Source organism: Embleya sp. NPDC050493, from assembly GCF_044458105.1.
GTDB lineage: Bacteria > Actinomycetota > Actinomycetes > Streptomycetales > Streptomycetaceae > Embleya.
Genome location: NZ_JBITHP010000001.1, coordinates 280121 through 305555, shown reverse-complemented (window position 1 = coordinate 305555; position 25435 = coordinate 280121). Strand labels below are relative to the sequence as shown.

The window sequence follows — 25435 nt, the reverse complement described above, 5'->3', positions numbered from 1 at the left end:
GCTTAGGGTGGTCGGCATGAGCGTCAGCCCCTCCGAAACCACCTCCGCCGAGGAATCCTCCGTCGTCGGGCCCGCGGTCGAGACCACGAGTGTCGTGGTGCCCGCTCCGGCCGGCGAGCGGGCGCCGCGGCCGCCGGTGTCGTTGTCGCCGTCCCGGGCCGCGGACTTCATGCAGTGTCCGCTGCTGTATCGGCTGCGGGTGATCGACAAGCTGCCGGAGAAGCCGAGTGCGGCGGCCACCCGCGGCACGGTGGTGCACACGGTGCTGGAGCGCCTGTTCGACCTGCCCAGCGGCGAGCGCACCCCGGAGCGGGCGTTGGCGATGGTGCGGCCGGCGTGGGACGAGTTGTTGGCCGAGCGGCCGGAGCTGGCGGAGTTGTTCGGCGCGGACGCCGCGAGCCTGGGCACGTGGTTGCAGGACGCGGACAAGCTGGTCGAGCGCTATTTCACGCTGGAGGATCCCAACCGGCTGGAGCCGGCCCGGCGGGAGCTGTATGTGGAGACGACGCTGGACGACGGCCTGGTGCTGCGCGGGATCGTGGACCGGCTCGACGTGGCGCCGGCGGGCGATCTGCGGGTGGTGGACTACAAGACGGGCAAGGCGCCGTCGCCGATGTTCCAGGACAAGCCGCTGTTCCAGATGAAGTTCTACGCGCTGGTGTTGTGGCGGCAACACGGGCGGGTGCCGCGTCGGTTGCAGCTGGTCTATCTGGGCAGCGGCGACGTGATCACCTACGACCCGGACGAGGGCGAGTTGTTGGCGGTGGAGCGCAAGTTGCGGGCGCTGTGGCAGGCGATCGACCTGGCCACCCGGACGGGTGAGTGGCTGCCTCGGAAGTCCAAGCTGTGCGGGTGGTGCGATCACCGGGAGGTGTGCCCCGAGTTCGGTGGCACACCCCCGGTGTATCCGCTGCCGGTGGTGCCGGCGTAGGTCCCCTGCGCCGCTCCCCCGCCGGCGGCCCGGCGGGGGTCAGATCGCGCCGGGGCGGACCAGGCCGCTCTCGTAGGCGTAGACGGCGGCCTGGACCCGGTCGCGCAGGCCCAGTTTGGTCAGGACGTGGCCGACGTGGGTCTTGACCGTGGTCTCGCTGACGTAGAGTTCGGCGGCGATCTCGGCGTTGGACATGCCGCGGGCGACCAGCCGCAGCACCTCCACCTCGCGTTCGGTGAGCATCGCGAGCGTGTCGGGGGTGGGGTCCTCGGCGGAGGGCAGGCGCGCGGCGTACATGTCCAGGAGCCGCCGGGTGATGCTGGGCGCGAGCAGCGCCTCGCCCTCGGCGATCACCCGGATCGCGGTGACCAGGTCGTCGGCGGGCACGTCCTTGAGCAGGAAGCCGCTCGCTCCCGCGCGCAGCGCCTCGACCACGTACTCGTCCAGGTCGAACGTGGTGAGCACGAGCACGCGTGCGGTGTTCTCCCCGTCCCGGCCGGAGCCGGCGATCCGCCGGGTGGCCTCGACGCCGTCCATGCGGGGCATGCGGATGTCCATCAGCACGACGTCGGGCTGTAGGGCGCGGACCTGTTCGACGGCCTGTTCGCCGTCGGCGGCCTCGCCGACGACGGCGATGTCGGGCTCGGCCTCCAGGATCATCCGGAAGCCGGTGCGCAGCAGTGGCTGATCGTCGACCAGGATGACGCGGATCGTCATGGGCGGGTCTGCTCCAGTCGGTCGGGGGCGGCACCGTCCGGCGGGGCGGCGGTGTCGGCGGTGTTCGTGGTGGACAGGGGGATGCGCGCGAGGACCTCGAAGCCGTCCTGGGCCCGTGGTCCCGCGTACAGGCGTCCACCGTAGAGGGAGACCCTCTCACGCATGCCGAGCAGGCCGTGTCCGGTGCGGTCGCCGGTGGCCACGGTGCTGCCGCCCCGGCCGTCGTCGGCGACGCGCACGAGCAGTTCGCTGCGGCTGTAGCGCAGCAGTACCCGGGCCTCGGCGGGGCCGGCGTGCTTGAGCGTGTTCGTGAGCGCTTCCTGGACGATCCGGTAGGCCGCCAGGTCGATGCCCGGTGGGAGTGCGCAGGGGGCGCCTTCCAGGGACAGTTCGACCGGGAGCCCGGCCTCGCGGACCTGGGTGACCAGCGTGTCGAGCTGGTCCAGGCCCGGCTGGGGCGCGTTGTGGCCTTCGTTGGGGCCGCCCACCGCGTCGGTGGTGTCGCGCAGGATGCCGACCAGGCGGCGCATCTCGACCAGGGCACCCCGGCCGGTCTGTTCGACCGCGGCCATCGCCTCCTTGGCCCGGTCCGGGTTGCGCGCGACCATGCGCTGCGCGGCGGAGGCCTGCACGGTCATCACCGAGACGTGGTGCGCGACGACGTCGTGCAGCTCGCGGGCTATGCGGCCGCGTTCCTCGGCGATCGCGGCCCGGGTGTCCGCCTCGCGGGTGCGCTCCAGGCGGTCGGCGCGGGCTTCCAGCTCGGCGGTGTAGGCGCGTCGGAAGCCGACGCTGCGGGCGAAGGCCCAGACCGCGAACATCGCGGCCAGGTTGGCGACCAGGTCGAGGAAGACGATGTCGCTGTTGCGCATCAGCAGCCACACGACGGTGGCGCTCTCGGTGAAGGCCAGTGCCACCGCGGCGGGCACGCGGGAGCGGCCGACCGCGACCGCGTACAGCGCGACGATCTGGCCGAGCCCGGCGCCGGCGGATTCGTAGTGCGAGCCGGCCAGGATCAGCCCGGCGACGCTGACCCAGATCAGCACGCGCAGCGAGTGGGCACTGCGCCACAACAGCGGGAAGGCGGTGAGCAGCGCGAGCAGGACGCCCCACACGTCCGGTTCGCGGACGTCGCGCATGCCCAGTTCGTGGAAGTACAGGCCGCCCACGGCGAAGACCGCCAGGAGCAGCACCAGGGCCACGTCGAGCACGGTGGGGCGCGGCCACGGTTGGCGTGCGTCGCGGCCGAGTTCCCGGACGATGTCGGCGAGGCAGGCGCGTGCTCGGGCGAGCCCGGGCAGGCATTCGCCGGCTGCGGGTGGGGCTGGGGTCCCGGCGGGGGTGTCCGGGTCGGGGGTCACTGCGCGCACACCCTTACGGTAGGGCCCCCGGCCGGGGGTTTTGACCCCCTGGGGGCCCGGTCTCGTCCCCTGGGAGGAGCGGTGGGCCGATCTCCTCCTGCGGGCGGAGCCGCGGTCCGTACTCAACGGTCTGGCGGGAGGGGCGAGGGGGTGCGGAGAACACGAGGGACTTCCCTGAAGCCCTGGTCTTCCCGATCGCCAACACTGGACAACACACGGGGAACCCGGAAACGGGAATCCCGGGGATGTACTACGGGGGTAGTACGGGGGTCCGAGCCCTTCGGGGTTCGGGCGGAGCACGGCCGACCTCTCGGCGGTCACGGGGACGGGGGAAACCGCCGCCGGGAGGTCGAGCAGGACCGACGGGGATGCAGTACGGGTCGGAGCACGGGGGCTCCGGCACGGGGGAAACGCAGTACACGGGGAAAACGCAGTAACGCAATACACGGGGAAAACGCAGTACGGGGGAAGCACGGGGATGTGGGAGCGGGCGGGCCTTCGGGCCCGTCCGCTCCCGCCCGTTTGTGCCGGTCGACCGGCGGCGGGTGGCCCCCGGGGGGCGCGGGCTCAGCGTGCCACGCGGGCCCGGACCAGGTCGCCCAGGAAGTCCAGGTCGACCTCTTCGAGGGATTCCACGACGGTGCGCGTCGGCGCGGCCGGGATCGGCGTCATGCTGGGCACCGCGAGTACGGCGCAGCCGGCCGCCTCGCCGGAGGCGATGCCGGTGGGCGAGTCCTCGACGACCACGCAGGCCCACGGCTGGGCGCCGAGCCGGCGGGCCGCGGTCAGGTACGGGTCGGGGTGCGGCTTGGTACGGGCGATCTCGTCGCCGGCCAGGGTGAAGCGGAAGTGGTGGGCGCCGATGGAGGGCAGCACCGCGTCCACGATCACTCGCTGGGAGGCGGTGACCAGTGCGCAGGGCACGCCTGCCTCGTCGACCTCGGCGAGCAGCCGCTTGGCGCCGGGGCGCAGGTCCACGCCGTCGCGCAGCGCGGCGACCATGCCGGCGTTGATCCGGCGTTCGAGTTCGGCGGGGGCGACGTCGAGGCCGGAGACCGAGAGCAGGTAGGCGACGGCGGGCTCCATCGGGCTGCCGAGCAGGTGTTCGGCGTGCTGCGCGGTGAGGGTGAAGCCGAGGTCGGCCATGACGGCGGTCTCGGTGGCGAACCAGTTGCGTTCGGTGTCGACCAGGGTGCCGTCCATGTCGAACAGGACCGCCGCGAGGCCGTGGCCCGGGCGTGATCCGGTCGTGGTCGTGAGCGCTGCCGTCATCGTGTGGCCGCCTCTCCCCCGGTACGGGAAATCGTGGTGTGGATGGGGTGGGTGAATCTCCTCACGCGGGTTCTCCATGGGGTCGGATCCGCCGGTTGGCTCCGGCGGGTCCTCGATTGTGCGGCGCCGTCAGGGATTGGGCAACCGCCGAACGGGGTCGTATGCGGAAACGGTGACCGAAGCGGTCACGGCGAGTGGGTCGGCCAGGTCCGCGATGGCGGAGCGCAGCCGGGCGGGGTCGGTGTGCCAGGCGCTGGGGCCCATCGCCACCACGCCGGCGATCGCGGTGTGGTCGAGCGCCATGGTGAAGGTGACGCTCTGCCGTGCGCGCACGGTGAACCACGGCGCGAGCTTGGCGTCGATGCGTGTCTGCTTGTCGGCGTCGACCTGGAGCAGGTCGAGTGCGGGCACCAGCTCGGCCAGGTGGCCCGCGGTGGGTGCGGCGACCACGAGGGTGCCTTCGGGGGCCAGGATCCGATGCAGTTCGGGCGGGTTGCGCGGGGCGAACACGTTGAGCACTCGGGCTGCGGCGCCGGTGCGCACCGGCAGGGGGCGCCACGCGTCGCATACGGCGGCGCCCATCCGCGGGTGGGCGCGGGCGGCCCGGCGCAGCGCGTATTTGGAGATGTCCAGGGCCAGTCCGTATCGGCCCGGTAGTGCGTCGAGCACGCGCGCGAGGTGGTGTCCGGTACCGGCGCCGACGTCGACGAGGGTTCCGGGGGCGGCGTCGGCGCAGGCGGCGGTCAGCGCGTCGGCGATCGGGTCGTAGTGGCCCGCGCCGAGGAAGTCGACGCGGGCGGCGACCATGGCGGCGGTGTCGGCGGTGCCCACCGAGCCCGTCCCGGTGAGCAGGTTGACGTAGCCCTGTCGGGCGATGTCGAAGGTGTGTCCGGCGGCGCAGCGCAGGCCGGCTGTGTCTCCCGCCAGGTCCGCGCCGCAGTGCGGGCAGGCGAGGGTTTCCACGACGTCGCCGAGCATGTGCCTCGTTCGTGCCGCCGGTGCGGCCGGGGCGGGTGTGGCCCCGGCCGTGGCCGGTTCGGATGGGTGGGGTGGGTCAGCGGGCGTTGAAGTAGTTCGCCTCGGGGTGGTGCAACACGATCGCGTCGGTGGATTGTTCCGGGTGCAGCTGGAACTCCTCGGACAGCTCGACGCCGATCCGCTCCGGCTTCAGCAGCTCGGTGATCTTGGCCCGGTCCTCCAGGTCGGGACAGGCGCCGTAGCCGAGCGAGAAGCGCGCGCCGCGGTAGTGCAGCTTGAGCATGCCGTCCAGGTCGTTCGGGTCCTCGCCGGCGAAGCCGAGTTCGGCGCGTACCCGGGCGTGCCAGTATTCGGCCAGTGCTTCGGCGAGTTGCACGGACAGGCCGTGCAGTTCGAGGTAGTCGCGGTAGGCGTTGTCGGCGAAGAGCTTGGCGGTGGCGTCGGACAGGCGCGGGCCCATGGTGGCGATCTGGAAGCCGACCACGTCGATCTCGCCGGATTCCTCCGGGCGGAAGAAGTCGGCGAGGCACAGGTGCCGGTCGCGGCGCTGGCGCGGGAAGCTGAAGCGGGTGCGCTCGTTGCCGGCGTCGTCGAGCACGATCAGGTCGTCGCCCTTGGACACGCACGGGAAGTAGCCGTAGACCACGCCGGCGTCGAGCAGGTTGTCGGTGACGATCCGGTCCAGCCAGTAGCGCAGCCGCGGGCGGCCCTCGGTCTCGACGAGTTCTTCGTAGGAGGGTCCGTCGCCGCCTCGGGTGGGCTTGAGGCCCCACTGGCCCATGAAGGTGGCGCGTTCGTCGAGCCAGGAGGCGTAGTCGTGGAGCTGGATGCCCTTGACGACGCGGTCGCCCCAGAACGGCGGGGTGGGCACGGGGTTGTCGATCGCCACGTCCGAGCGGGCGGGCATTTCCTCGGGTTCGGTTTCGATCACCTTGGCGGCGGCCACCTTGCGCCGGCGCAGCGCGGGCAGTTCCGCGCCGGGTACGCCGCGCTTGACGCCCATCAGGGCGTCCATCAGGCGCAGGCCCTCGAAGGCGTCGCGGGCGTAGCGGACCTCGCCGGCGTAGATGTCGTAGAGGTCCTCTTCGACGTAGGCGCGGGTGAGGGCGGCGCCGCCGAGGATGACCGGGTAGCCGGCGGCCAGGCCGCGGGTGTTCAGTTCCTGGAGGTTTTCCTTCATGATCACGGTGGACTTGACCAGGAGGCCGGACATCCCGATCACGTCGGCGCGGTGTTCCTCGGCGGCTTCCAGGATGGCCGAGACCGGCTGCTTGATGCCGATGTTGACCACGTTGTAGCCGTTGTTGGACAGGATGATGTCGACCAGGTTCTTGCCGATGTCGTGCACGTCGCCCTTGACGGTGGCCAGCACGATGGTGCCCTTGCCGTCCTCGCCCTCGACCTTTTCGATGTGCGGTTCCAGGTGGGCGACGGCGGACTTCATCACTTCGGCGGACTGGAGTACGAAGGGCAGCTGCATCTGGCCGGAGCCGAACAGTTCGCCGACGACCTTCATGCCGGCCAGGAGCGTGTCGTTGATGATCACCAGGGCGCTGCGCTCGCGCAGTGCCTCGTCCAGGTCTTCTTCGAGGCCGGCTCGCTCGCCGTCGATGATCCGGCGTTCCAGCCGCTCGTTCAGCGGCAGCGCGGCGAGTTCCTGGGCGCGGGTGGCGCGCACCGACTTGGCGTCGACGCCCTCGAACAGTTCCAGGAAGCGCTGGAGCGGGTCGTAGCCCTCGCGGCGGCGGTCGTAGACCATGTCGAGGGCGACCTCGCGCTGTTCCTCGGGGATGCGCGCCATCGGCAGGATCTTGCTGGCGTGCACGATCGCCGAGTCCAGGCCGGCTTCGATGCATTCGTTGAGGAAGACCGAGTTGAGCACGATGCGCGCGGCCGGGTTGAGGCCGAAGGAGACGTTGGACAGGCCCAGGGTGGTCTGTACGTCGGGGTGGCGGCGCTTGATCTCGCGGATCGCCTCGATGGTCTCGATGCCGTCGCGCCGGGTCTCCTCCTGGCCGGTGCCGATCGGGAAGGTGAGCGCGTCGATGATGATGTCGGAGACCTTGATCCCCCACTCGCCGGTGAGGGCGGTGATCAGCCGTTCGGCGACTCGGACCTTCCATTCGGCGGTGCGGGCCTGGCCCTCCTCGTCGATGGTCAGCGCGACGACGGCGGCGCCGTGTTCCTTGACCAGCGGCATGATCCGGCGGAACCGCGAGGTGGGTCCGTCGCCGTCCTCGTAGTTGACCGAGTTGACGACGGCGCGTCCGCCGAGCAGCTCCAGGCCGGCTTCGAGCACTTCGGGCTCGGTGGAGTCGAGCATGATCGGCAGCGTGGAGGCGGTGGCCAGGCGGCCGGCCAGGGCCTTCATGTCGGCGACGCCGTCCCGGCCGACGTAGTCGATGTTCAGGTCGAGCATGTGTGCGCCGTCGCGGGTCTGGTCGCGGGCGATGTCGAGGCAGTCGTCGTAGCGGCCTTCGAGCATGGCCTCGCGGAACGCCTTGGAGCCGTTGGCGTTGGTGCGCTCGCCGATGGAGAGGTAGGACAGGTCCTGGCGGAAGGGCACCGACTGGTAGAGCGATGCGGCGGCGGGTTCGTGCCGGGGGTTGCGGGGGGTGAGTTCGCGGCCGTGCACGCGCTCGACCACGGCCTTCAGGTGCGCGGGTGTGGTGCCGCAGCAGCCGCCGACCAGGGCGAGGCCGTATTCGCGAGTGAAGCTGTCGTGCGCGTCGGCGAGTTCCTCGGGGCTGAGCGGGTAGTGCGCGCCGTCCTTGGTCAGGATCGGCAGGCCGGCGTTGGGCATCGCGGTGACGCCGATGCCGGCGTGCTTGGCCAGGTGGCGCAGGTGCTCGCTCATCTCGACCGGGCCGGTGGCGCAGTTGAGTCCGATGAAGTCGATGCCCAGCGGTTCCAGGGCGGTCAGCGCGGCGCCGATCTCGGAGCCCATCAGCATCGCGCCGGTGGTCTCGACGGTGACCTGGGCGAAGATCGGCAGGTCGACGCCGGCCTTCTTGAGCGCGCGCTGTGAGCCGATGATCGAGGCCTTGGTCTGCAGCAGGTCCTGGCTGGTCTCGATGAGCAGGGCGTGTGCGCCGCCGTCGATCAGGCCGGCCGCGTTGACCTCGAAGGCGTCGCGCAGGGTGGCGAAGGGCACGTGGCCCAGGCTGGGCAGCTTGGTGCCGGGGCCGATCGAGCCGAGCACCCAGCGCGGGCGGTCGGGGGTGGAGTAGCCGTCGGCCACTTCACGGGCGATCCGCGCGCCGGCTTCGGCGAGCTCGTAGATGCGGTCCTGGATGTCGTACTCGCCCAGGTTGCCGAGGTTGGCGCCGAAGGTGTTGGTTTCGACGCAGTCGACGCCGACGTCGAAGTATTCCTTGTGCACGTTGCGCACGATGTCGGGACGCGTGACGTTGAGGATTTCGTTGCAGCCTTCGTGGCCCTGGAAGTCGTCCAGGCTCGGGTCCTGAGCCTGGAGCATGGTTCCCATTGCTCCATCGGCGACGACGACGCGGGTGGCGAGTGCTTCGCGAAGCTGCTGCGGGGTGGCTGTCATGAGAATGCGTCTCCGATGGGTGCGACGGCTGTCGGCTTGCCCGGGGCCGCCGAGACGGCTCGGGCCAGAGCGCCAGCTTAATGCGATTCGCGCGCGGAGCCCGGTGGCGCGCGGGTGACGTCGCCCACTGATCACGGAATGCTCACTCGTGCTCACCCGCGCGTTCGGGGTGTGTTTGCGGTTCGGTTGCCCGGCGGCGCCCGGATTTCACTGTGGGCGAAGTCGACGCGGGCGGGTCTGGCCGAGGGTGCCTCAACCCGTAATGTGGGGACCGTACAGCTCTCGCGGCCCCGGGGACGGGTGCCCGCGGCGCACGGATCCCGGCCCCGGCCGGAAGGAGGCACTGGGTGATCGAGCTCGACGACCTGCCCGAGCTGATCGACCCGGTCATGGTGGCCGCATTCGAGGGGTGGAACGACGCGGGCGATGCCGCTTCCGCCGCGATCGAGCACCTCGACCGGGTCTGGAAGGGCGAGGTGTTCGCGGCCCTGGATGCCGAGGACTACTACGACTTCCAGGTGAATCGTCCGACGATATGGCTGGATGGGGACACCCGGCGGATCACCTGGCCCACCACCCGGCTCTCGGTGGTCCGGCTGGCCGAGCCGCGCCGGGACCTGGTGCTGGTGCACGGCATCGAGCCGAATCTGCGCTGGCGCTCGTTCTGCAACGAACTGTTGGGCTTCGCGCACGAGTTGGGCGTGGAGACGGTGGTGGTGCTCGGCGCGATGCTGGGCGACGCGCCGCACTCGCGGCCGGTCCCGGTGAACGGCACCACGTCGGACCCGGTGGTGGCCGCGAACGTGGGCCTGGAGCAGTCCCGGTACGAGGGGCCCACGGGCATCGTGGGCGTTTTCCAGGAGGCCTGCGCGCATGCGGGGATGCCCGCGTTGACGTTCTGGGCGTCGGTGCCGCACTACGTGGCGCAGCCGCCCTCGCCGAAGGCCACGCTGGCGCTGTTGCGCAGGCTGGAGGACTTCCTGGACCTGACCGTGCCGATGGGCGAGCTGGCCGAGGACGCGCGGGCTTGGCAGGTGGGGGTGGATCAGCTCGCGGCCGAGGACACCGAGGTCGCCGAGTACGTGCGCTCGCTGGAGGCCGCGCGCGACACCGAGGACCTGCCCGAGGCGTCCGGCGATGCGATCGCGGCCGAGTTCGAGCGGTATCTCAAGCGCAAGGGTGATCAGCCGGAGGGCTGATCGGGCGCGGCGCGACAAGGCGCGGGGCGCCGGTCCGGTGGTCGCGGGCGGGGTGCGTGGGCCGTCGCCGGCCGGGCCTTCCCCTCCCCTGCCGGGCCTCGGGGCGCGGTCCCGCGGGTGTTCAGGCCGAGCGGCGGCGCAGTTCCAGCGTCGCGAGGGGGATGAAGCCGCCGGGGCCGGGCTCGGCGGGGGCGTCGGCGCCGGCGAGTCGGCGCAGCATGGCCAGGGCGATGCGTTCGCCCTGCCCCTTGGCGCGTTCGGCGCGTGGTCCGGCGTAGCCGCCGTCGACGCAGGCCCGCCAGAGCTGGACCCAGCGGCCGAAGTGTCGGGCGGTCAGCGGTTCGGCGCGGTGCAGTGCGTGGTGCACGGCGAACGCGTCGCCGCGGTAGTCGGCGGTGCGCAGCAGGGCGCGTTCCCAGAAGTCGGTGATCCGGGGCAGGTGTGCGTCCAGGTCGGTGCCGGCGATCTCGGTGAAGTAGGCGCCGATCACCGGGTCGGCGAAGGCCGCGCCGTAGAAGCGGCGGAGCAGGGCGTCGATGTCGGCGCGGGTTTCGATGTCGGCGCGGCCGACGGCCGGCTGCGCGGTGTGCGGGGGCGGCGCGTCCCGGTCGGGAGTGGTCCGCGGTGTGAGGTGCATCGGTGGTCGCCGGTCGCCGTCCATACCGCCAGCTTAGGGCGCGGGTGTCGGGGGCGGCTCGGGCCGAACGGCCCGGGCGGGGGGGGGGGGGGGGGGGCGCCGCCGCCGGCGGGGGGGGGGGGGGGCCCCCCCCCCCCCCCCCGCCCGGTCTGTGCCGGAACCGCCGTCCGCGCCGGTGGACGACGGGTCCGCTCGTGGTGTCGTGACCGGGCACCCCGGTGGGCCCGGTCACGACCTTGCGGTCACGAAGCGGTGAAGGCGGCCGCGTTCGTGGCCGCGTCCCGGGGGCTAGCCCAGGCCGCTGTGGATCGCGGCCGCGAGTTCGCCGTTGGTGGTGTCGCCGCTGAACTCCCAGAAGAACGCGCCGCGCAGGTTCTGCGCCTTGGCCCAGCTCATCTTGGAGGCGACGGTGGCCGGGGTGTCGTAGCTCCACCAGTTGCTGCCGCACTTGGCGTACGCGGTGCCCGCGATGGTGCCGGTGGTGGGGCAGCTGCTCTTGAGGACCTTGTAGTCCTCGATGCCGGCTTCGTAGGTGCCGGGGGCTGCGCCGGTGGCGGTGCCGCCGGGTTCGGCCTGGGTCACTCCGGTCCAGCCGCGGCCGTAGAAGCCGATGCCGAGCAGGAGCTTGCTCGCCGGGACGCCCTTGGTCTTGAGCTTGGCGATCGCGTCGGCGGAGTTGAAGCCGTCCTTGGGGATGCCGGTGTACGAGGTCAGCGGCGAGTGCGGGGCGGTCGGGCCCTTGGCGTCCCACGCGCCGAAGAAGTCGTACGTCATCACGTTGTACCAGTCGACGTACGCCGAGGCGCCGCCGTAGTCGGCCGCGTCGATCTTGCCCGCGGAGGACGCGTCGGCGGTGATCGCCGCGGTGACCAGGTTGTTCGTGCCGAACTTGGCCCGGGTGGCGGCGAGCAGCGTCTTGATCGAGGCGGCACCGCTGGTGTCGCAGGTCAGGCCGCACGCGTTGGGGTATTCCCAGTCCAGGTCGATGCCGTCGAACACGTCGGCCCAGCGCGGGTCCTCGACCAGGTTGTAGCAGGACTCGGCGAACGCGGCGGGGTTGGCCGCGGCCTGGCCGAAGCCGCCGGACCAGGTCCAGCCGCCGAAGGACCACAGGATCTTGATGTTGGGGTACTTGGCCTTGAGCTGGCGCAGCTGGTTGAAGTTGCCGCGCAGCGGCTGCTCCCAGTTGTCGGCCACGCCGCTGACGCTTTGATCGGCCGTGAACGCCTTGTCGTAGTCGGCGTAGGAGTCGCCGATGGTGCACTTGCCGCCCTGGACGTTGCCGAAGGCGTAGTTGATGTGGGTGATCTTGGCGGCCGAGCCGGACGTGACGATGTTCTTCACGTTGTAGTTGCGGCCGTAGATGCCCCAGTTGGTGAAGTAGCCGAGCTTGACGGCGCTGCCGCCGGGGTTGCCTCCGCCGCCGGTGGTGTGCACGGTGACCGCGGCACTGGCCGGGCCGGTCTGGTCGACGGTGTCCCGGGCGACCACGCTGTACGAGTAGTCGGTGCCCGCGGCCAGGCCGCTGTCGGTGTAGGTGGGCGTGGTGACGGTGGCGATCTTGCTGCCGCCGCGCAGCACGTCGTAGTTCTTGATGCCGTGGTCGTCGGTCGCCGCGGCCCAGGTCAGCTTGACGCCGTTGTCGGTGACGTTGCTCGCCACGGGCGTGCCGGGGGCCGAGGGCGGGTTGTCGCCGGGGTTCGTGGGTCCCCCGTCGCAGGAGCCGCCGTTGATCTTGCAGCCGGTGGGGTTGCCGGGGCCGGTGCCGTTGAAGCCGAACGTCACCGATGCGCCGGGTCCGACCGTGCCGTTCCAGCCGACGTTCTTGGCGGAGTAGTGGTCACCCGTGCGGGTGACGGTGGCGTCCCAGGACGAGCCGACGGCGGTGCCGGCCGGGAAGTCCCATTCCAGGGTCCACGAGGTGATCGCCGCGGTGCCGGTGTTCTTGATGGTCCAGCTGCCGCCGAAGCCGGAGCCCCAGTCGGAGGTCTTCACGAATGTGGCGGTGGTACCGGCGGCCTGTGCGGGGGACGCGAGGCCGACCATCGCTGCCAGGGGGAGCAGCAGGGCACTCATCATGGCGACAAGGGTGCGCCGGGACAGGGTGGTGCGTCGTTTGGTTCCTGTGCTCAAGGGTGCTCCTCGAGTGGGGCCAGACATGCGGGGACGTGGCACCTCCCGGTGGGGAAACGATTCGACTGCCACCCCACCGCGGGTCCCAGTGAGAGTAGGAAAGGTCTGGACCAGGGGTCAATGGTCTGTACCAAAATGGTCTGGACCAACCGCCGTGCCCGACGCCGGAAATGCCGCACGCGGGCCCCGAAGGGCCCGCGTGGTCAGGGGTTTTGCCGAACTTGCCGAAATTTTCCGCGGGTTCGGCGAATCCGAAGTCAGCGCCGAGCGGGGGCGTACGGCGCGCCGGGTGCCGGTGCGGTGCCGTCCACGGCGGCGCGCCAGCGGTCGTGCAGCCACATCTGGGTGCGCCGCCGGGCGGCCCGTTCGTCCCATTGCACGTCGCGCTCGTAGGTCAGCACGGACAGGTCGCCGGCGAGCACCGCCCACGTGTAGAGCCCGTTGATGTGACGCGCGTTGACCCGCATTCCGCTCACCGAGGCGGCTCGACCGGCCGCGGTGCCGATGGTCTCGTCGTGCTGCGCGACCCACTGCACGGTCAGCCCCTCGGCGTGCAGCGGGTCCACGTGGTGCCAGAACGCCTCGGCGGCGGCGTGTGCCTCCTCGGTGCCGGGCAGCGGGCCCGGGCGCGGGCCGTCCAGCCGGGTCCAGCCCAGCAGGGTGCCGTCGGCGCGGTCGACCACCACGCTGGCGTGCGGGCCGCCCGGGTGCGGGTGGGTGGCCGGTTGGTGGCGCACGACCACGACGGGGCGTTCGTCGTGCCAGGCGTAGTCGAGCGCCGTGAGTATCCAGGTGCGGGGTATCGACAGTCGGCACTTCGCCAGCAGAGCGGCGACGGCGGTGGTGACGTCGGTGTCCCTGCCGGGGAACAGGGTCATGGTGCATCCTCGCGGTCGTGCGGGACTCGAACGGGTCGGAGCGGATCAGGACGGTGCGGCGGCCACGGCGAACGCGGTGGGCTCGCGCACCGGGTCGGGACCGACGGGCCAGGAGAGGGCGTCGGCGCCGCTCGGAACCGCGAGCGCCGCCAGTTTGCCGCACACCTGTTCGGCGCCGCCGTCGAGGGTGAGTCGACCGGTCGGCGCGGGGGTGCTCCGGGCGGCGCGGTGGGGTGTCGGCGTCGGGGCGTCGCGGGCGTCGCCGGGGCGGGTCGACGCGTCGGGGGGCGGGGTCCGGGCGTGGCCTGGAGCCCTGGCGTCCGCGACCCGTGCCGGGGTGGCGGCCGAGGGAGGCGGCGCGCAGGAGTTCTCCATGAACCGGACCCTAACGATCGGCGGGCCGGATGAGAACAAGTTCCATCGCTTCCATACGCAACCGTACGGACATTTGCCCGTGGTTGGGCGAGCTCGTGCCCCGTCGGTGCTTCCGTTCGTGTGACGCGGGGCACGAACTCGAAGAAGCCTGTGTGCCGTTGGACTAGGGTCCGGTCAACCCCGCTCGGGAAGGAGCGCGCGTGTCCTCCACCGTCGACACCGATCTGCTCGTCATCGGTGCGGGCCCCACCGGCCTGTACGCCGCCTACTACGCGGGCTTCCGGGGCCTGCGCACCGCACTCCTGGACTCGTTGCCCGAACCCGGTGGGCAGATCTCCGCGATGTACCCGGAGAAGATGATCTACGACGTTGCGGGTTTCCCGGCGATCAAGGGTCAGGACCTGGTGGACGCGCTGGTCGAGCAGGCCGCGTCGTTCGAGCCGAGCTATCTGCTCGGCCACCGCGCCGAGCAGCTGGAACAGGACGACGACGGCGTCACCATCACCTGCGCGAGCGGCCTGGTGGTGCGCGCCAAGGTGGTGCTGATCAGCGGCGGGATCGGTACGTTCAGCCCCCGCCCGCTGCCCGCCGCCGACGCGTTCACCGGCGAGGGTGTGCGCTACTTCGTACCGCGCCTGGCCGATCTGGCCGGGCTGGACGTGCTGATCGTGGGTGGCGGCGACTCGGCGTTCGACTGGGCGACCAGCCTGGAGCCGGTCGCCAAGTCGATCACGCTGGTGCACCGCCGGGACAAGTTCCGCGCCCACGAGCACACCGTGCGCCGGGTCTTGGCCTCGACCACCGAGGTGATCACCTCGGCCGAGGTCACCGTGCTGCACGGCGACGGACAGGTCCGGGCCGCGGACGTGGTCGCCAAGGCCGACGGCGCGGTGCGCACCCTCCCGGTGCAGGCCGTGGTGGCCGCGCTGGGTTTCATCGCCGACCTGGGCCCGATGACGCACTGGGGCCTGGAGCAGCGCAAGCGGCACATCGTGGTGGACCAGGCGATGCGCACCAATCTGACGCGGGTCTTCGCGGCCGGTGACATCGTCGACTACGAGGGCAAGGTCAAGCTGATCGCCACCGGGTTCGGCGAGGCGGCCACCGCGGTCAACAACGCGATGACCGTGGTCGACCCGTCGGCGCACGTCTTCCCTGGGCATTCCTCGGACGTGCCGTAGGAGGACCCGGGCGGGCCCGGGAGCTGCGGGGCTGCCGGGCGGCGCCGCCGTGGGGCTCGGGGGCGGGCGCGGGGTCGGTCCGGTGCGGCGGGCGCGCTGCCGGGCCGATGGGGGGCGCTGCGGGGCCGGGTGTCGGGTATGGGCTGCGGCGGGCCGCTGTGGGGTCCCCAGATGCCTGATGTCGGGCGGCGAGTGCCTGGTGTGGAGTGTCTGGTGTCGAGTGCGGCCGGTTGCCGGCGCCGGATGTCGGATGCCGAATGCCGGGTGCCGGAGGCCCGTCCCGGGTGTCGAGTTCCGGAGGTCGGCCCGGTGATATTGCCCGGCGGGACGCTTTTGCCGAGTCGCGTGCCGGGGCAATTTCCGGCCGACCCGGCCGAAAAGCGGAATAGGCACTTGTTGTCTCGGCGGATGACTCGATAGGCTCACGCAGTCGCAGATATCGATCCATTGTTGTCGAAGGACGTCATGACGCTCGTGGTGCCGGTCACCGCCTCCACGCCCGGAGTCTCCTCCCGGCGGGTCGAGGCCGTCGCGCCCTGTGGCGCGGCCGTGCGCCGTCCGCGAACTCCCCTGTGTACCCGCCGGCATGTCGATTTCGGCCGCGTGCACAGCTCGGCCTGTCGCACCCGCTGACCCCCGCGGACCGGGCTGCTCCGCCGCCGGACGCTCGCCGGCGATCCCCCTGATCGCCGATCGGCCGTCCGCCCGCCGTTCCACGACCTGGCCCTCGATTCGCCGCGTCCCGCGCCGGCGCGATTTCCGACGCGCCGCGCTTTCCGTGCGCCGTTTCCGACGCCGCGCGTTCGCGCGAATCGACGGTTATCCCTGCTCGAAATCACGCGCGCCGCCGCGTGAATTCGCCATGCCCGGAGATTCCCATGCGCTTTTCGGCATTCGCCGCCTCCGCCCCTCCTCGAAGACTGCGCCGCACCGTCGGCGCCGTCGCCGCGACGGCTGCCCTCGCGCTGCTGGCCGGCGCCTGCGACGGCGCCGGCGACAAGGCCGCGAACTCCGCCGAGGTCGGCCCGCCGCGGGCCGGCGGCACGCTCACCTTCGCGCTGGCCGCCGACCCCACGTGCCTGGACCCGCAGCAGTTCGGCGCGAACGCGAGCCTGAACGTGGGCCGCCAGATCGTCGACTCGCTGACCGACCAGGACGACAGGACCGGCGAGATCAAGCCGTGGCTGGCCACCTCGTGGGAGGTGGACCCGCAGGCCACCCATTTCACCTTCCACCTGCGTCCGGGCGTCACCTTCGCGGACGGCACGCCGCTGGACGGCGCAGCGGTCAAGGCCAACCTCGACGCGGTGGTCGCGCTGGGTGCCAAGGCCACCATCGCGGGCAGCTACCTCACCGGGTACCGGGGCACCACCGTGCTGGACCCGGCCACCGTGCGGGTGGAATTCGCCGCGCCCAGCGCCCAGTTCCTCCAGGCCACTTCGACCATGTCGCTGGGGCTGCTCTCCCCCGCCACGTTGGCCAAGACCGCCGAGCAGCGCTGCCAGGGCGATCTGGTCGGCTCGGGGCCGTTCACGCTGCGCTCCTACAAGCCGAACCAGAGCGTGGAGTTGGTCAAGCGGACCGGCTACGCGTGGGGTTCGTCGCTGTTCGCCCACCCCGGCGAGGCGTACCTGGACAAGCTGGTGTTCAAGATCGTGCCCGAGTCCGGCGTGCGCGCCGGCAGCCTGGAGTCCGCCCAGGTGGACGCGATCAGCGACGTGCAGCCGCAGGACGAGGGCCGGTTCGCCTCCGGGTACACCGTGCCGACCCGGCCCAACCCGGGCGTCGTGTTCAATCTCCAGGCCAACGTCTCCCGGCCGATCCCGGCCGAGGAGGCAGTGCGCAGGGCGATCCAGAAGGCGGTGGACCGTCCCGAGTTGGCGCAGACCGTGCTCACCTCGAAGTACCGGGCCGCCACTTCGCCGCTGGCCTCGGTCACCCCCGGGTACGTGGACCTGTCCGCGCAGCTGGGCCACGACCCGGAGGGCGCCAAGCGGCTGTTGGAGGAGGCCGGTTGGAAGGTGGGTTCGGACGGTGTGCGGGTCAAGGACGGGCGCCGGCTCGTCGTGGACGTGATCTTCGCGCCGCTGTTCAACGCCAGCCAGTCCGTCCTGGAACTGGTCCAGCAGCAACTGCGCAAGGTCGGAGTGGACTTGCGGCTGCGCAAGCTCGCCGCCGGTGAGCAGAACCAGGTGCAGAACTCGGGCGACTACGACTTCGCGTACTACAACGTCACCCGCGCGGATCCGGACATCCTGCGCACGCTGTTCAGCACCAGGACGGGCAACCGGCTCAGGATCGCCCCGGGTGACCTGGACACCGTGCTGGACGACCAGGCGCAGAGTCTGGACCCGGTGCAGCGCAACGCCAAGGTCGCCCAGGCGCAGCGGATCGTCGCCGACCGGGCGTACGTGATCCCGCTGTTCGAGCTGTCCCAGGTGCATGCGCTCGGTCCCCGGGTGCACGGGTTGAGTTTCGAGGCGTCTTCGCGTCTGCAGTTCCACGACACGTGGGTGAGCGGCTGATGCGCGGCTATCTGGTGCGTCGGGTGCTTCAGGCGGTGGTGGTGCTGTGGGCGGCGTTCACCGTGTCGTTCGTCGTGTTGTATCTGCTGCCGGGCGATTCGTTGTCGATCAAGCTGGGCGGTCTGGAGGGCACCGCCACTCCGGCGCAGATCGACGCGGTACGCAGCGCGAACGGCCTCGACGACCCGGTCCATGTGCAGTACGCCCGTGCGCTGGGGGATGCGCTCACCGGTGATCTGGGCACGTCGGCGCAGACGGGGGCGCCGGTGGCGCGCACGATCGCGGACGCGCTGCCGCAGACGCTGGCGTTGACCGGTGCGGCGATGGTGTTGGCGGTGCTCGGCGGTGGTGGGGTGGCGTTGGCTGCGACGTTCACCCGGCTGCGGGCGCTGCGTCAGGTGTTGTTGTCGCTGCCGGCGATCGGGATCTCGATGCCGGGCTTTTGGGTGGGGTTGTTGCTGGTGCAGGTGGTGTCCTTCCAGTGGGGGCTGCTGCCGGCGATGGGCAACGAGGGCGTGCGGAGCCTGGTGTTGCCGGCGATCACGTTGGCGCTGCCGGCGGGTGCGCTGATCGCTCAGGTGCTGGCGAAGAGCATGACGACCGCGCTGGCCGAGCCGTACGTGGAGACCGCGCGGGCCAAGGGTGCGGGCCGGGTGCGGATCCATCTGCGGCATGCGCTGCGCAACGCGTCGTTGCCGGCGATCACGCTGGCGGCGGTGGTGTCGGGGAATGTGCTGGTGGAGTCGGTGGTGGTGGAGACGGTGTTCTCCCGGGCCGGGATCGGCCGGCTGACGGCTGCCGCGGTGGACAACCAGGACGTGGCGATGGTGCAGGGCGTGGTGTTGCTCGCGGCGCTGGTGTTCGTGCTGGTGGCGCTGGCGGTGGACCTGCTGTATCCGGTGCTGGATCCGCGCGTGGGAAGGACGGTGTGACGATGGCGGCCGGTTTCGCGACGGAGGTGTTGCCCGCCGCGCGTGGGCATGCGCGGTTCGTGCTGCGCCGTCCCGGGTTGTTGTTGTCGCTGGTGGTGTCCGCGCTCGTGCTGCTCGCGGCGCTGTTTCCGGGGCTGTTCACCGACGGCGATCCGCTGGTGGGCACGCCGCGGGAGAAGTTGCGGGGGCCGAGTGCGGAGCATCTGTTCGGTACGGATCAGCTCGGGCGGGATGTGTTCACCCGGGTGGTGCACGCGAGTTCGTTGTCGTTGCGGGCGACGTTCGTGGCGGTGGCGGTGGCGCTCGTGGTGGGCGGGGCGCTCGGGTTGGCGGCCGGGTTCTTCGGCGGGTGGTTGGACGACGTGGTGATGCGGGTGGTCGACGTGTTGCAGGCGATTCCGCGGTTGTTGTTGTCGTTGGCGCTGGTCGGCGCGTTGGGCTTCGGTACCACGAAGGTGGCGATCGCGGTGGGGGTGGCGGGCGTCGCGGGCTTCGCCCGGGTGATGCGGGCCGAGGTGTTGCGGGTGTGCTCGTCGGTGTACGTGGAGGCGGCGCGGGCGAGCGGGGTGCGCTCGGGCGGGATTTTGGTCCGGCACGTGTTGCCGAATGCGTCCGGGCCGGTGTCGGTGATGGCGGCGTTGGAGTTCGGTATCGCGATCCTGTCCGTGTCGGCGTTGAGCTTCCTGGGTTTCGGTGCGCCGCCGCCGACGCCGGAGTGGGGCGTGCTGGTCGCCGACGGGCGCAATTTCGTGGCGACCGCGTGGTGGTTGACGACATTTCCCGGTCTGGTGATCGCGGCGACGGTGTTGTCCGCGAATCGCATCTCGCGGGCCTTGGACGGAGAGCGGAGGCAGGATCGATGAGCGGGACGGTGCGGGGGCCGGCCGGGGGCCGGCAAGGGGGCGGGGTCGGGGGCGAAGTCGGGTCGGTGGGTGCGGGTCGGGGGGCGGACTCGGGTCGTGGTCCCGATGCGGGTGGCGCGGTTGGTGTGGAGCGGGGGGTGGGCGTCGGTCGGGTGGCGGGGGCGTTGTCGGTGGTGGAGGCCGCGGGTGCCCCGTTGTTGGACATCCGGGGGCTGCGGGTGTCCTATCGGACCTCGAGCGGGCCGGTGGACGCGGTGACCGCCGCGGATCTGACCGTGAACGCGGGCGAAGTGGTGGCCGTGGTGGGCGAGTCGGGCTCGGGCAAGAGCACCACCGCGCATGCGGTCGTGGGCCTGTTGCCGACCGGCGGCCGGGTCGGCGCGGGGCGGGTGTTGTTCGAGGGCCGTGATCTGCTGACGCTGCGTGAGCGTGAACTGCGCGAGGTGCGCGGTCGGTCGATCGGGTTGATCCCGCAGGATCCGATGCTTTCGCTCAACCCGGTACGGCGGATCGGCGATCAGGTGGCCGAGGCGCTGATCGTGCACGGCCTGGCGGGCGGCAAGGAGGCGGCCGAGCGCGCGGTGGCCGCGCTCGGCGAGGCGGGCCTGCCCGAACCCGCCACTCGGGCCCGGCAGTTCCCGCACGAGTTGTCCGGCGGCATGCGGCAGCGGGTGTTGATCGCGATCGCGCTGGCCTGCCGGCCCCGGCTGGTCATCGCGGACGAGCCCACCAGTGCGCTCGATGTCACCGTGCAGCGGCGGATCCTGGACCACATCGACGAGCTCACCCACGCGCACGGCACCGCGATGTTGCTGATCACCCACGACCTGGGCGTGGCCGCCGACCGCGCCGCGCGGGTGGTGGTGATGTCCCGGGGCACGGTGGTCGAGCAGGGGCCTGCGGCGCGGATCCTGAGCGAGCCCGAACACCCGTACACCCGGCAGTTGATCGCCGCCGCGCCGAGCCTGGCCAAGCGTCGCGCGCGGCCGCGCCCGGTGCGGGAACCGGTGCCGCGGACCGAGCCGTTGCTCACCGTGACCGGGCTGGTCAAGGAGTTCGCGCTGCCGAAGACCAAGGGGGTTGCGCGCACGTTGCGCGCGGTGGACGACGTCTCGTTCACGGTGCGCCGCGGTGAGACGTTCGCGCTGGTCGGCGAGTCCGGGTCGGGCAAGTCGACCACGGTGCGGATGATCCTGGGCCTGGAGGTGCCCAGTGCGGGCCGGATCCTGATCGAGGGGCGGGAGGCGACCCGGTCCGGGCGCGGCGAGTTGCGCGCCCTGCGCCGGCGCATGCAGTTGATCTACCAGAACCCCTACGCCTCGCTGGATCCGCGCTTCACGGTGTCCGAGATCGTCGAGGAGCCGCTGCGCGCGTACCGGGTCGGCAGCCGGGCGCAGCAGCGGGCCCGGGCGGCGGCGTTGATCGATCAGGTGGCGCTGCCGGCGGGTGTGTTGCGCCGTAAACCGGCGGAGTTGTCCGGTGGGCAGCGGCAACGGGTGGCGATCGCGCGGGCGTTGGCGTTGGAGCCGGATCTGGTGGTGTGCGACGAGCCGGTGTCCGCGTTGGACGTCTCGGTCCAGGCGCAGATCCTGGAGTTGCTGAGCGGGCTCCAGGACGAGTTGGGGGTCGCCTATCTGTTCATTTCGCACGACCTCGCGGTGGTGCGCCGGATCGCCGACCGGGTGGGTGTGATGAAGGCCGGTCGGCTGGTGGAGAAGGGTGGTTGCGAGCAGGTGCTCTCGACGCCCACGCACCCGTACACGCGCGAGCTGATCGCGGCCATCCCCGGGCGCCGGCGCCCGCAACCGTTGGGAGCGGTGTCATGAGGTTCGCGGTGTTCACTCTGGGTGCCAATGCCCCGCATGCGATCACCGGGCGGCGTGCGCCGGCGCACGAGCAGTTGGCGGAGCTGGTCGAAACGGCGGCGTTGGCCGAGGAGTTGGGTTTCGATGCGTTCGGGGTGGGCGAGCGGCACGGCGAGCCGTTCCTGTCCTCGGCGCCGCCGGTGATCCTGGCGGCGGTCGCGCAGCGCACCTCGCGCATTCGGCTGTTGACCACGCTGACGGTGATCAGCGTGCTGGATCCGGTCCGGGTCGCCGAGGATTACGCGACGCTGGACCAGTTGTCCCGGGGCCGGCTGGATCTGATGGTCGGCAAGGGCAACGATCCGCGGCACTTCGGGTTGTTCGGGCTCTCCGAGGACGACCAGTGGGAGTTGCAGGAGGAAAAGTTCGAGTTGTTGCGCCGGTTGTGGAGCGAGGAGAAGGTCACCTGGTCCGGGCGTTTTCGCAGTCCGCTGCACGAGGTGACGACCCATCCGCGGCCGTTCCCGCGTCCGCGGGGGCGGCCTCCGGTGATCTGGCACGGCAGCGCGACCAGCCGGGCGTCCACGGAGTTGGCGGCGAAGTGGGGTGATCCGCTGTTCACCGCGAACGGCTTCCATCCGATGGCCAAGTATGCCGATTTGATCGAGCACTATCGCGAGCGTTGGGCGGCGTACGGGCGCGACCCGGCGGACGCGGTGGTGGGCTCGGGCGCGGGTGGCTGTTATGTGGCGCCCACGTCGCAGGAGGCGCTGGCGCGGTATCGGCCCTACTACGACGCGTTCGCCGGGTCGGCTGCGGCGCGGCACAATCGTTCGCCGTTCACGTCGTTGGAGGACAACATCGCCAACGGCCCGGCGCTGGTGGGTAGTCCGGCGCAGATCGTGGACAAGATCGGGCGCTACCACGCGGCCTACGGGCACCAGGTGCAGGCGATCGGGACGGAGGGGCTGGACCGGGCGGAGCGGCGGGCGGTCCTGGAGTTGTTCGCGGGCGAGGTGGCACCGGTGCTGCGGGCCGCGCTTCCCTCGCGGGTTTGGGAGCAGGTGGCCTGAACTCGGCGTTGAAGGCGGGGGTTTGGAGGCGGGGGGCGGGGCGATCTCGGCGCGGCCGCGGGTGTCTCCGGCCGGGGCGGCGAGTATCCGGGCCGGGTGGGTGGGGCCTTGCCGGGTCGGCCGGGTGTGGTGGGGTCGGGGCGGGTCGGGCCGGGTGCGGGCGGCGGCGGGCGGTGGCGTCCGGGCGGGTCGCGTCCGGTTGGTCGGGGCTGCTCGGCCGGAGTGGGGTCGGTCGGGTCCGGTCCGGGTCGGTCGGTGGGGTGTGTGGATCGGTGTAAGGCTCTTGCGGGGAGGTGTCCCGAGCGCGAATAATCCGAACCATGGACGGCTGCGTGTGTCACGCGGGCCCCCGCCCGGGACTGCCGAGGGCGCGGGTCCTGATCGCCGTCCATCTCCTGATTCGCCGACACATCGACTTCCTGCGCGTGTGCAGCGCGAGTTGTCGCTCGGTCTGAGTTCCACGCCACCGGTCCGCCCGCATCGGGGTCGGATCGCGCCGTGCCGTGCCGCCTCGACCGTTGCCACACTCATGACCTGCGCGAGGGAGACCCGTATGTCCACGACACCCCCGAAGGCCGCCGGACCGATCGACTTCCGCACCCACGGGCGCTACCGCGTCCGTCACTCCGGATCCCCGCTGCCGGGCCTGGAGACCATCCGCCCGCCGATGCAGCGCTTCCGCGGCCGGATCGGCGCCGGTTTCCGTCCCGAGGCCAACCGCTACCACCTCTACCTGTGCCTGGCCTGCCCGCGTTCGCTGCGGGTGGCCATCACGCGCGACCTCGCGGGGCTGGGCGAAGTGGTGGGCACGTCGCTGGTGGATCCGGTCCGGGACGGGCGCGGCTGGGCGTTTCGGGACGGGGACGGCCACGGCCTGGACCCCAACGGCGGGTTCGCGTTCCTGCGTGAGGCGTACGAGGCGACCGAGTACCACTACGACGGCCCGGTGAGTGTGCCGGTGTTGTGGGATCGGTGGAGCGGACGCATCGTCAGCAACCACGCGCCGCACATCCTGCGCGACCTGGCGACCGGGTTCGGCACCGGCAACGCGTTGTATCCGGCGGAACGGGCCGAGGAACTGTGCGCGTTGGACACCCTGTTCGAGGAGGATGTCACCGATGCCGCACAGCGGGCCGGGCGGGCGTCGGCGGGCCCGCGTCGGGCCGAGGCGATGAGCATCGTCACGGCGACCCTGGCGGTGGCCGAACGGCGGCTCGCGGCCCGGCCGTTCCTTCTCGGTGACACGCTCACCGCGGCGGACGTGCAGTTGTGGACCACGCTCGTGCACCTGGACGCGGTGCACAAGCGGCACCTGGCCGCCGAGGACGTGCACCGGCTCGCGGCGCATCCGCATCTGTGGGCGTACGCGCGGCGGTTGAATCGCATCCCGGCGTTCCGCGACAACCTGCGGCTGGACCACATCGCCCGAAACCACCGGAGCCACTGTCGTGGCCCGGCGGCGTCGGGGGTCTCGATCGCGCTCAACGACTGGAGCTGATCCGGCCGGCTCGGCGGTGTGGGGCCGGGAGTGCAGGCACGCTCCGGTGTTCGGTGCTCACACCGCCACGTCGGCGCGCTGTGCGCCGGCCGGGCGCGGCTCCGGCAGGCGCAGGTGTTCGCGCAGGGTGGTGCCCTCGTATTCGCCGCGGAAGACGCCGCGTTCCTGGAGGATCGGCACCACGTGGTCGACGAACTCGTCCAGGCCGGCTGGGGTCAGGTGCGGGACCAGGATGAAGCCGTCGCTCGCGCCGTCGCGCACGTGCACCTCCATCCGGTCGGCGACGTGTTCGGCGGTGCCGATGAACGTCTGTCGGGCGGAGACTTCCACGACCACCTCGCGCAGGCTCAGCCCGCCCTTGGCCGCCGCGAGTTCGCGCCAGGTGCGGGCCAGTTCCAGCGGGTCTCCCCCGGTGCGGACCCGGCCCCGGGCGATCGAGGTGCCGTCGGTGACCGGGTCGAAGTCCGGGAGCGGGCCATCCGGGTCCAGGTCGGACAGGTCTCGGCCCCACACCTGTTCGACGAACTGGATCGCGTTCTGTGGGCTGACCTGCTGTCGACGGATCCAGGCGGCCTTTTCCCGGGCCTCCTCGGCGGTCGTGCCGATCACCGCGGTGACCGCGGGCAGGATCTTCAGCTCGTCCGGGCTGCGCCCGTGCCGGGCCGCGCGGCCCTTCATGTCCGCGTAGAAGGCCCGGCCGGCGTCGTATTCGGCGTGCCGGGAAAAGATCACGTCCGCGTGCGCGGCGCCGAATTCGCGGCCGTCCTCGGAGTCGCCGGCCTGGATCAGCACCGGCCGCCCCTGCGGGCCGCGCGGCACGGTGAAGCGGCCTTCGATGGCGAAGTGCCGTCCGTGGTAGTCGAATCGTCCCGCGTCGGGCGCGGCGAACACGCCCTTCTCGGCGTCCGCGACGTGCGCGTCCGGGGCCCAGCTGTCCCACAGCGTGCGGGCCGCCTCGACGAACTCGATGGCCCGCTCGTAGCGTTCCTCGCGCGGGAGGAAGCCGCCGCGGCGGAAGTTTTCCCCGGTCCAGGCGTCCGGTGAGGTGACCACGTTCCAGGCCGCGCGGCCGGCGCTGAGGTGGTCCAGCGAGGCGATCTTGCGGGCGAGTTCGTACGGCTCGTTGTAGGTGGCGGTGGCGGTTGCGGCCAGTCCGATCCGGTCGGTGACCGCGGCCAGTGCGGACAGCACGGTGAGTGCGTCGGGGCGGCCGGCGACGTCCAATTCGAAGATGCGGCCGTGGTGTTCGCGCAGGCGTTGTCCCTCGGCCAGGAAGAAGAAGTCGAACCTGCCGCGCTCGGCGGTGCGCGCGAGGTGCTCGAAGGAGTCGAAGTCGATCTGGCTGCCCGAGCGTGGATCGCTCCACACGGTGGTGCTGTTGACGCCGGGGAAGTGCGCGGCGAGGTGGATGCGGGTGCGGTGCTGCCGGGGGGCGCGGGACGAGGGGCTGCCGGGGTGCGGGCTGCGGGACGGGGTGCCGCGCCGGTGGTCGCGGGGCGGCTGCGGGTTGCCGGGTCGGGGCAT

19 protein-coding genes are annotated in these 25435 nt (G+C 71.6%); 9 read left to right on the top strand and 10 right to left on the bottom strand.

Annotation, left to right across the window (positions count from 1 at the left end; translation table 11 throughout):
- The first annotated feature begins 16 nt into the window (after positions 1-16).
- Positions 17-931 (top strand): RecB family exonuclease, encoded by a 915-nt coding sequence (locus ACIBM5_RS01105; protein ID WP_396004771.1) that lies wholly within the window; start codon positions 17-19, stop codon positions 929-931.
- A 39-nt stretch (positions 932-970) separates the two neighbouring features.
- Here ACIBM5_RS01105 and ACIBM5_RS01100 read toward each other — a convergent pair whose 3' ends face one another.
- From ACIBM5_RS01100 to metH, 5 genes are all read right to left on the bottom strand, one after another.
- On the bottom strand, positions 971-1648 hold the full coding sequence (locus ACIBM5_RS01100) for a response regulator transcription factor (protein ID WP_020552051.1): 678 nt from the start codon (positions 1646-1648) through the stop codon (positions 971-973).
- Entirely contained in the window at positions 1645-3018 is a 1374-nt protein-coding gene (locus ACIBM5_RS01095; protein ID WP_391581961.1) for a sensor histidine kinase, read from the bottom strand. Before ACIBM5_RS01095 ends, ACIBM5_RS01100 begins: the two co-directional genes overlap by 4 nt.
- Before the next feature lie 558 nt (positions 3019-3576).
- Positions 3577-4281 (bottom strand): HAD family hydrolase, encoded by a 705-nt coding sequence (locus tag ACIBM5_RS01090; RefSeq protein WP_396004770.1) that lies wholly within the window; start codon positions 4279-4281, stop codon positions 3577-3579.
- Between the two features lie 129 nt (positions 4282-4410).
- Complete coding sequence (locus ACIBM5_RS01085) at positions 4411-5259, bottom strand: putative RNA methyltransferase (RefSeq protein WP_396004769.1); 849 nt, start codon at positions 5257-5259, stop codon at positions 4411-4413.
- Positions 5260-5335: 76 nt separating this feature from the next.
- Positions 5336-8812, bottom strand: coding sequence for a methionine synthase (gene metH / locus ACIBM5_RS01080; RefSeq protein ID WP_396004768.1), 3477 nt, complete (start codon positions 8810-8812; stop codon positions 5336-5338).
- A gap of 347 nt (positions 8813-9159) precedes the next feature.
- Here metH and ACIBM5_RS01075 point away from each other — a divergent pair, with 347 nt between their 5' ends.
- A complete protein-coding gene (locus ACIBM5_RS01075) occupies positions 9160-10011 on the top strand; it encodes a PAC2 family protein (protein WP_391581957.1) in 852 nt (283 codons plus the stop codon).
- Positions 10012-10132: 121 nt separating this feature from the next.
- Here ACIBM5_RS01075 and ACIBM5_RS01070 read toward each other — a convergent pair whose 3' ends face one another.
- The 4 genes from ACIBM5_RS01070 to ACIBM5_RS01055 form a co-directional block, all read right to left on the bottom strand.
- Positions 10133-10672, bottom strand: coding sequence for a group III truncated hemoglobin (locus ACIBM5_RS01070; protein WP_396004767.1), 540 nt, complete (start codon positions 10670-10672; stop codon positions 10133-10135).
- Positions 10673-10936: 264 nt separating this feature from the next.
- Positions 10937-12727 carry a glycosyl hydrolase family 18 protein gene (locus ACIBM5_RS01065; protein WP_396005104.1) on the bottom strand — a complete coding sequence of 597 codons (1791 nt, stop codon included), beginning with the start codon at positions 12725-12727 and terminating at the stop codon, positions 10937-10939.
- 311 nt (positions 12728-13038) lie between these two features.
- Entirely contained in the window at positions 13039-13659 is a 621-nt protein-coding gene (locus ACIBM5_RS01060) for a hypothetical protein (RefSeq protein ID WP_020552059.1), read from the bottom strand.
- Between the two features lie 45 nt (positions 13660-13704).
- The gene (locus tag ACIBM5_RS01055) at positions 13705-14034 is read right to left on the bottom strand and encodes a hypothetical protein (protein ID WP_391581955.1); all 330 of its coding nucleotides are present in this window, start codon (positions 14032-14034) and stop codon (positions 13705-13707) included.
- Between the two features lie 200 nt (positions 14035-14234).
- Here ACIBM5_RS01055 and ACIBM5_RS01050 point away from each other — a divergent pair, with 200 nt between their 5' ends.
- The 7 genes from ACIBM5_RS01050 (at position 14235) to ACIBM5_RS01020 (ending at position 23911) form a co-directional block, all read left to right on the top strand.
- Positions 14235-15215, top strand: coding sequence for an NAD(P)/FAD-dependent oxidoreductase (locus ACIBM5_RS01050; protein ID WP_396004766.1), 981 nt, complete (start codon positions 14235-14237; stop codon positions 15213-15215).
- Positions 15216-16093: 878 nt separating this feature from the next.
- Positions 16094-17740, top strand: coding sequence for an ABC transporter substrate-binding protein (locus tag ACIBM5_RS01045; RefSeq protein ID WP_396004765.1), 1647 nt, complete (start codon positions 16094-16096; stop codon positions 17738-17740).
- The gene (locus tag ACIBM5_RS01040; RefSeq protein WP_396005103.1) at positions 17740-18672 is read left to right on the top strand and encodes an ABC transporter permease; all 933 of its coding nucleotides are present in this window, start codon (positions 17740-17742) and stop codon (positions 18670-18672) included. Before ACIBM5_RS01045 ends, ACIBM5_RS01040 begins: the two co-directional genes overlap by 1 nt.
- Before the next feature lie 2 nt (positions 18673-18674).
- On the top strand, positions 18675-19535 hold the full coding sequence (locus ACIBM5_RS01035) for an ABC transporter permease (RefSeq protein ID WP_396004764.1): 861 nt from the start codon (positions 18675-18677) through the stop codon (positions 19533-19535).
- A gap of 137 nt (positions 19536-19672) precedes the next feature.
- Positions 19673-21361: a dipeptide ABC transporter ATP-binding protein gene (locus tag ACIBM5_RS01030; protein WP_396004762.1), complete on the top strand. Its 1689-nt coding sequence runs from the start codon at positions 19673-19675 to the stop codon at positions 21359-21361.
- On the top strand, positions 21358-22413 hold the full coding sequence (locus ACIBM5_RS01025) for an LLM class flavin-dependent oxidoreductase (protein WP_396004761.1): 1056 nt from the start codon (positions 21358-21360) through the stop codon (positions 22411-22413). Before ACIBM5_RS01030 ends, ACIBM5_RS01025 begins: the two co-directional genes overlap by 4 nt.
- Before the next feature lie 553 nt (positions 22414-22966).
- Positions 22967-23911, top strand: coding sequence for a glutathione S-transferase C-terminal domain-containing protein (locus ACIBM5_RS01020; RefSeq protein ID WP_396004760.1), 945 nt, complete (start codon positions 22967-22969; stop codon positions 23909-23911).
- 57 nt (positions 23912-23968) lie between these two features.
- Here ACIBM5_RS01020 and ACIBM5_RS01015 read toward each other — a convergent pair whose 3' ends face one another.
- The gene (locus tag ACIBM5_RS01015; protein ID WP_396004759.1) at positions 23969-25435 is read right to left on the bottom strand and encodes an NtaA/DmoA family FMN-dependent monooxygenase; all 1467 of its coding nucleotides are present in this window, start codon (positions 25433-25435) and stop codon (positions 23969-23971) included.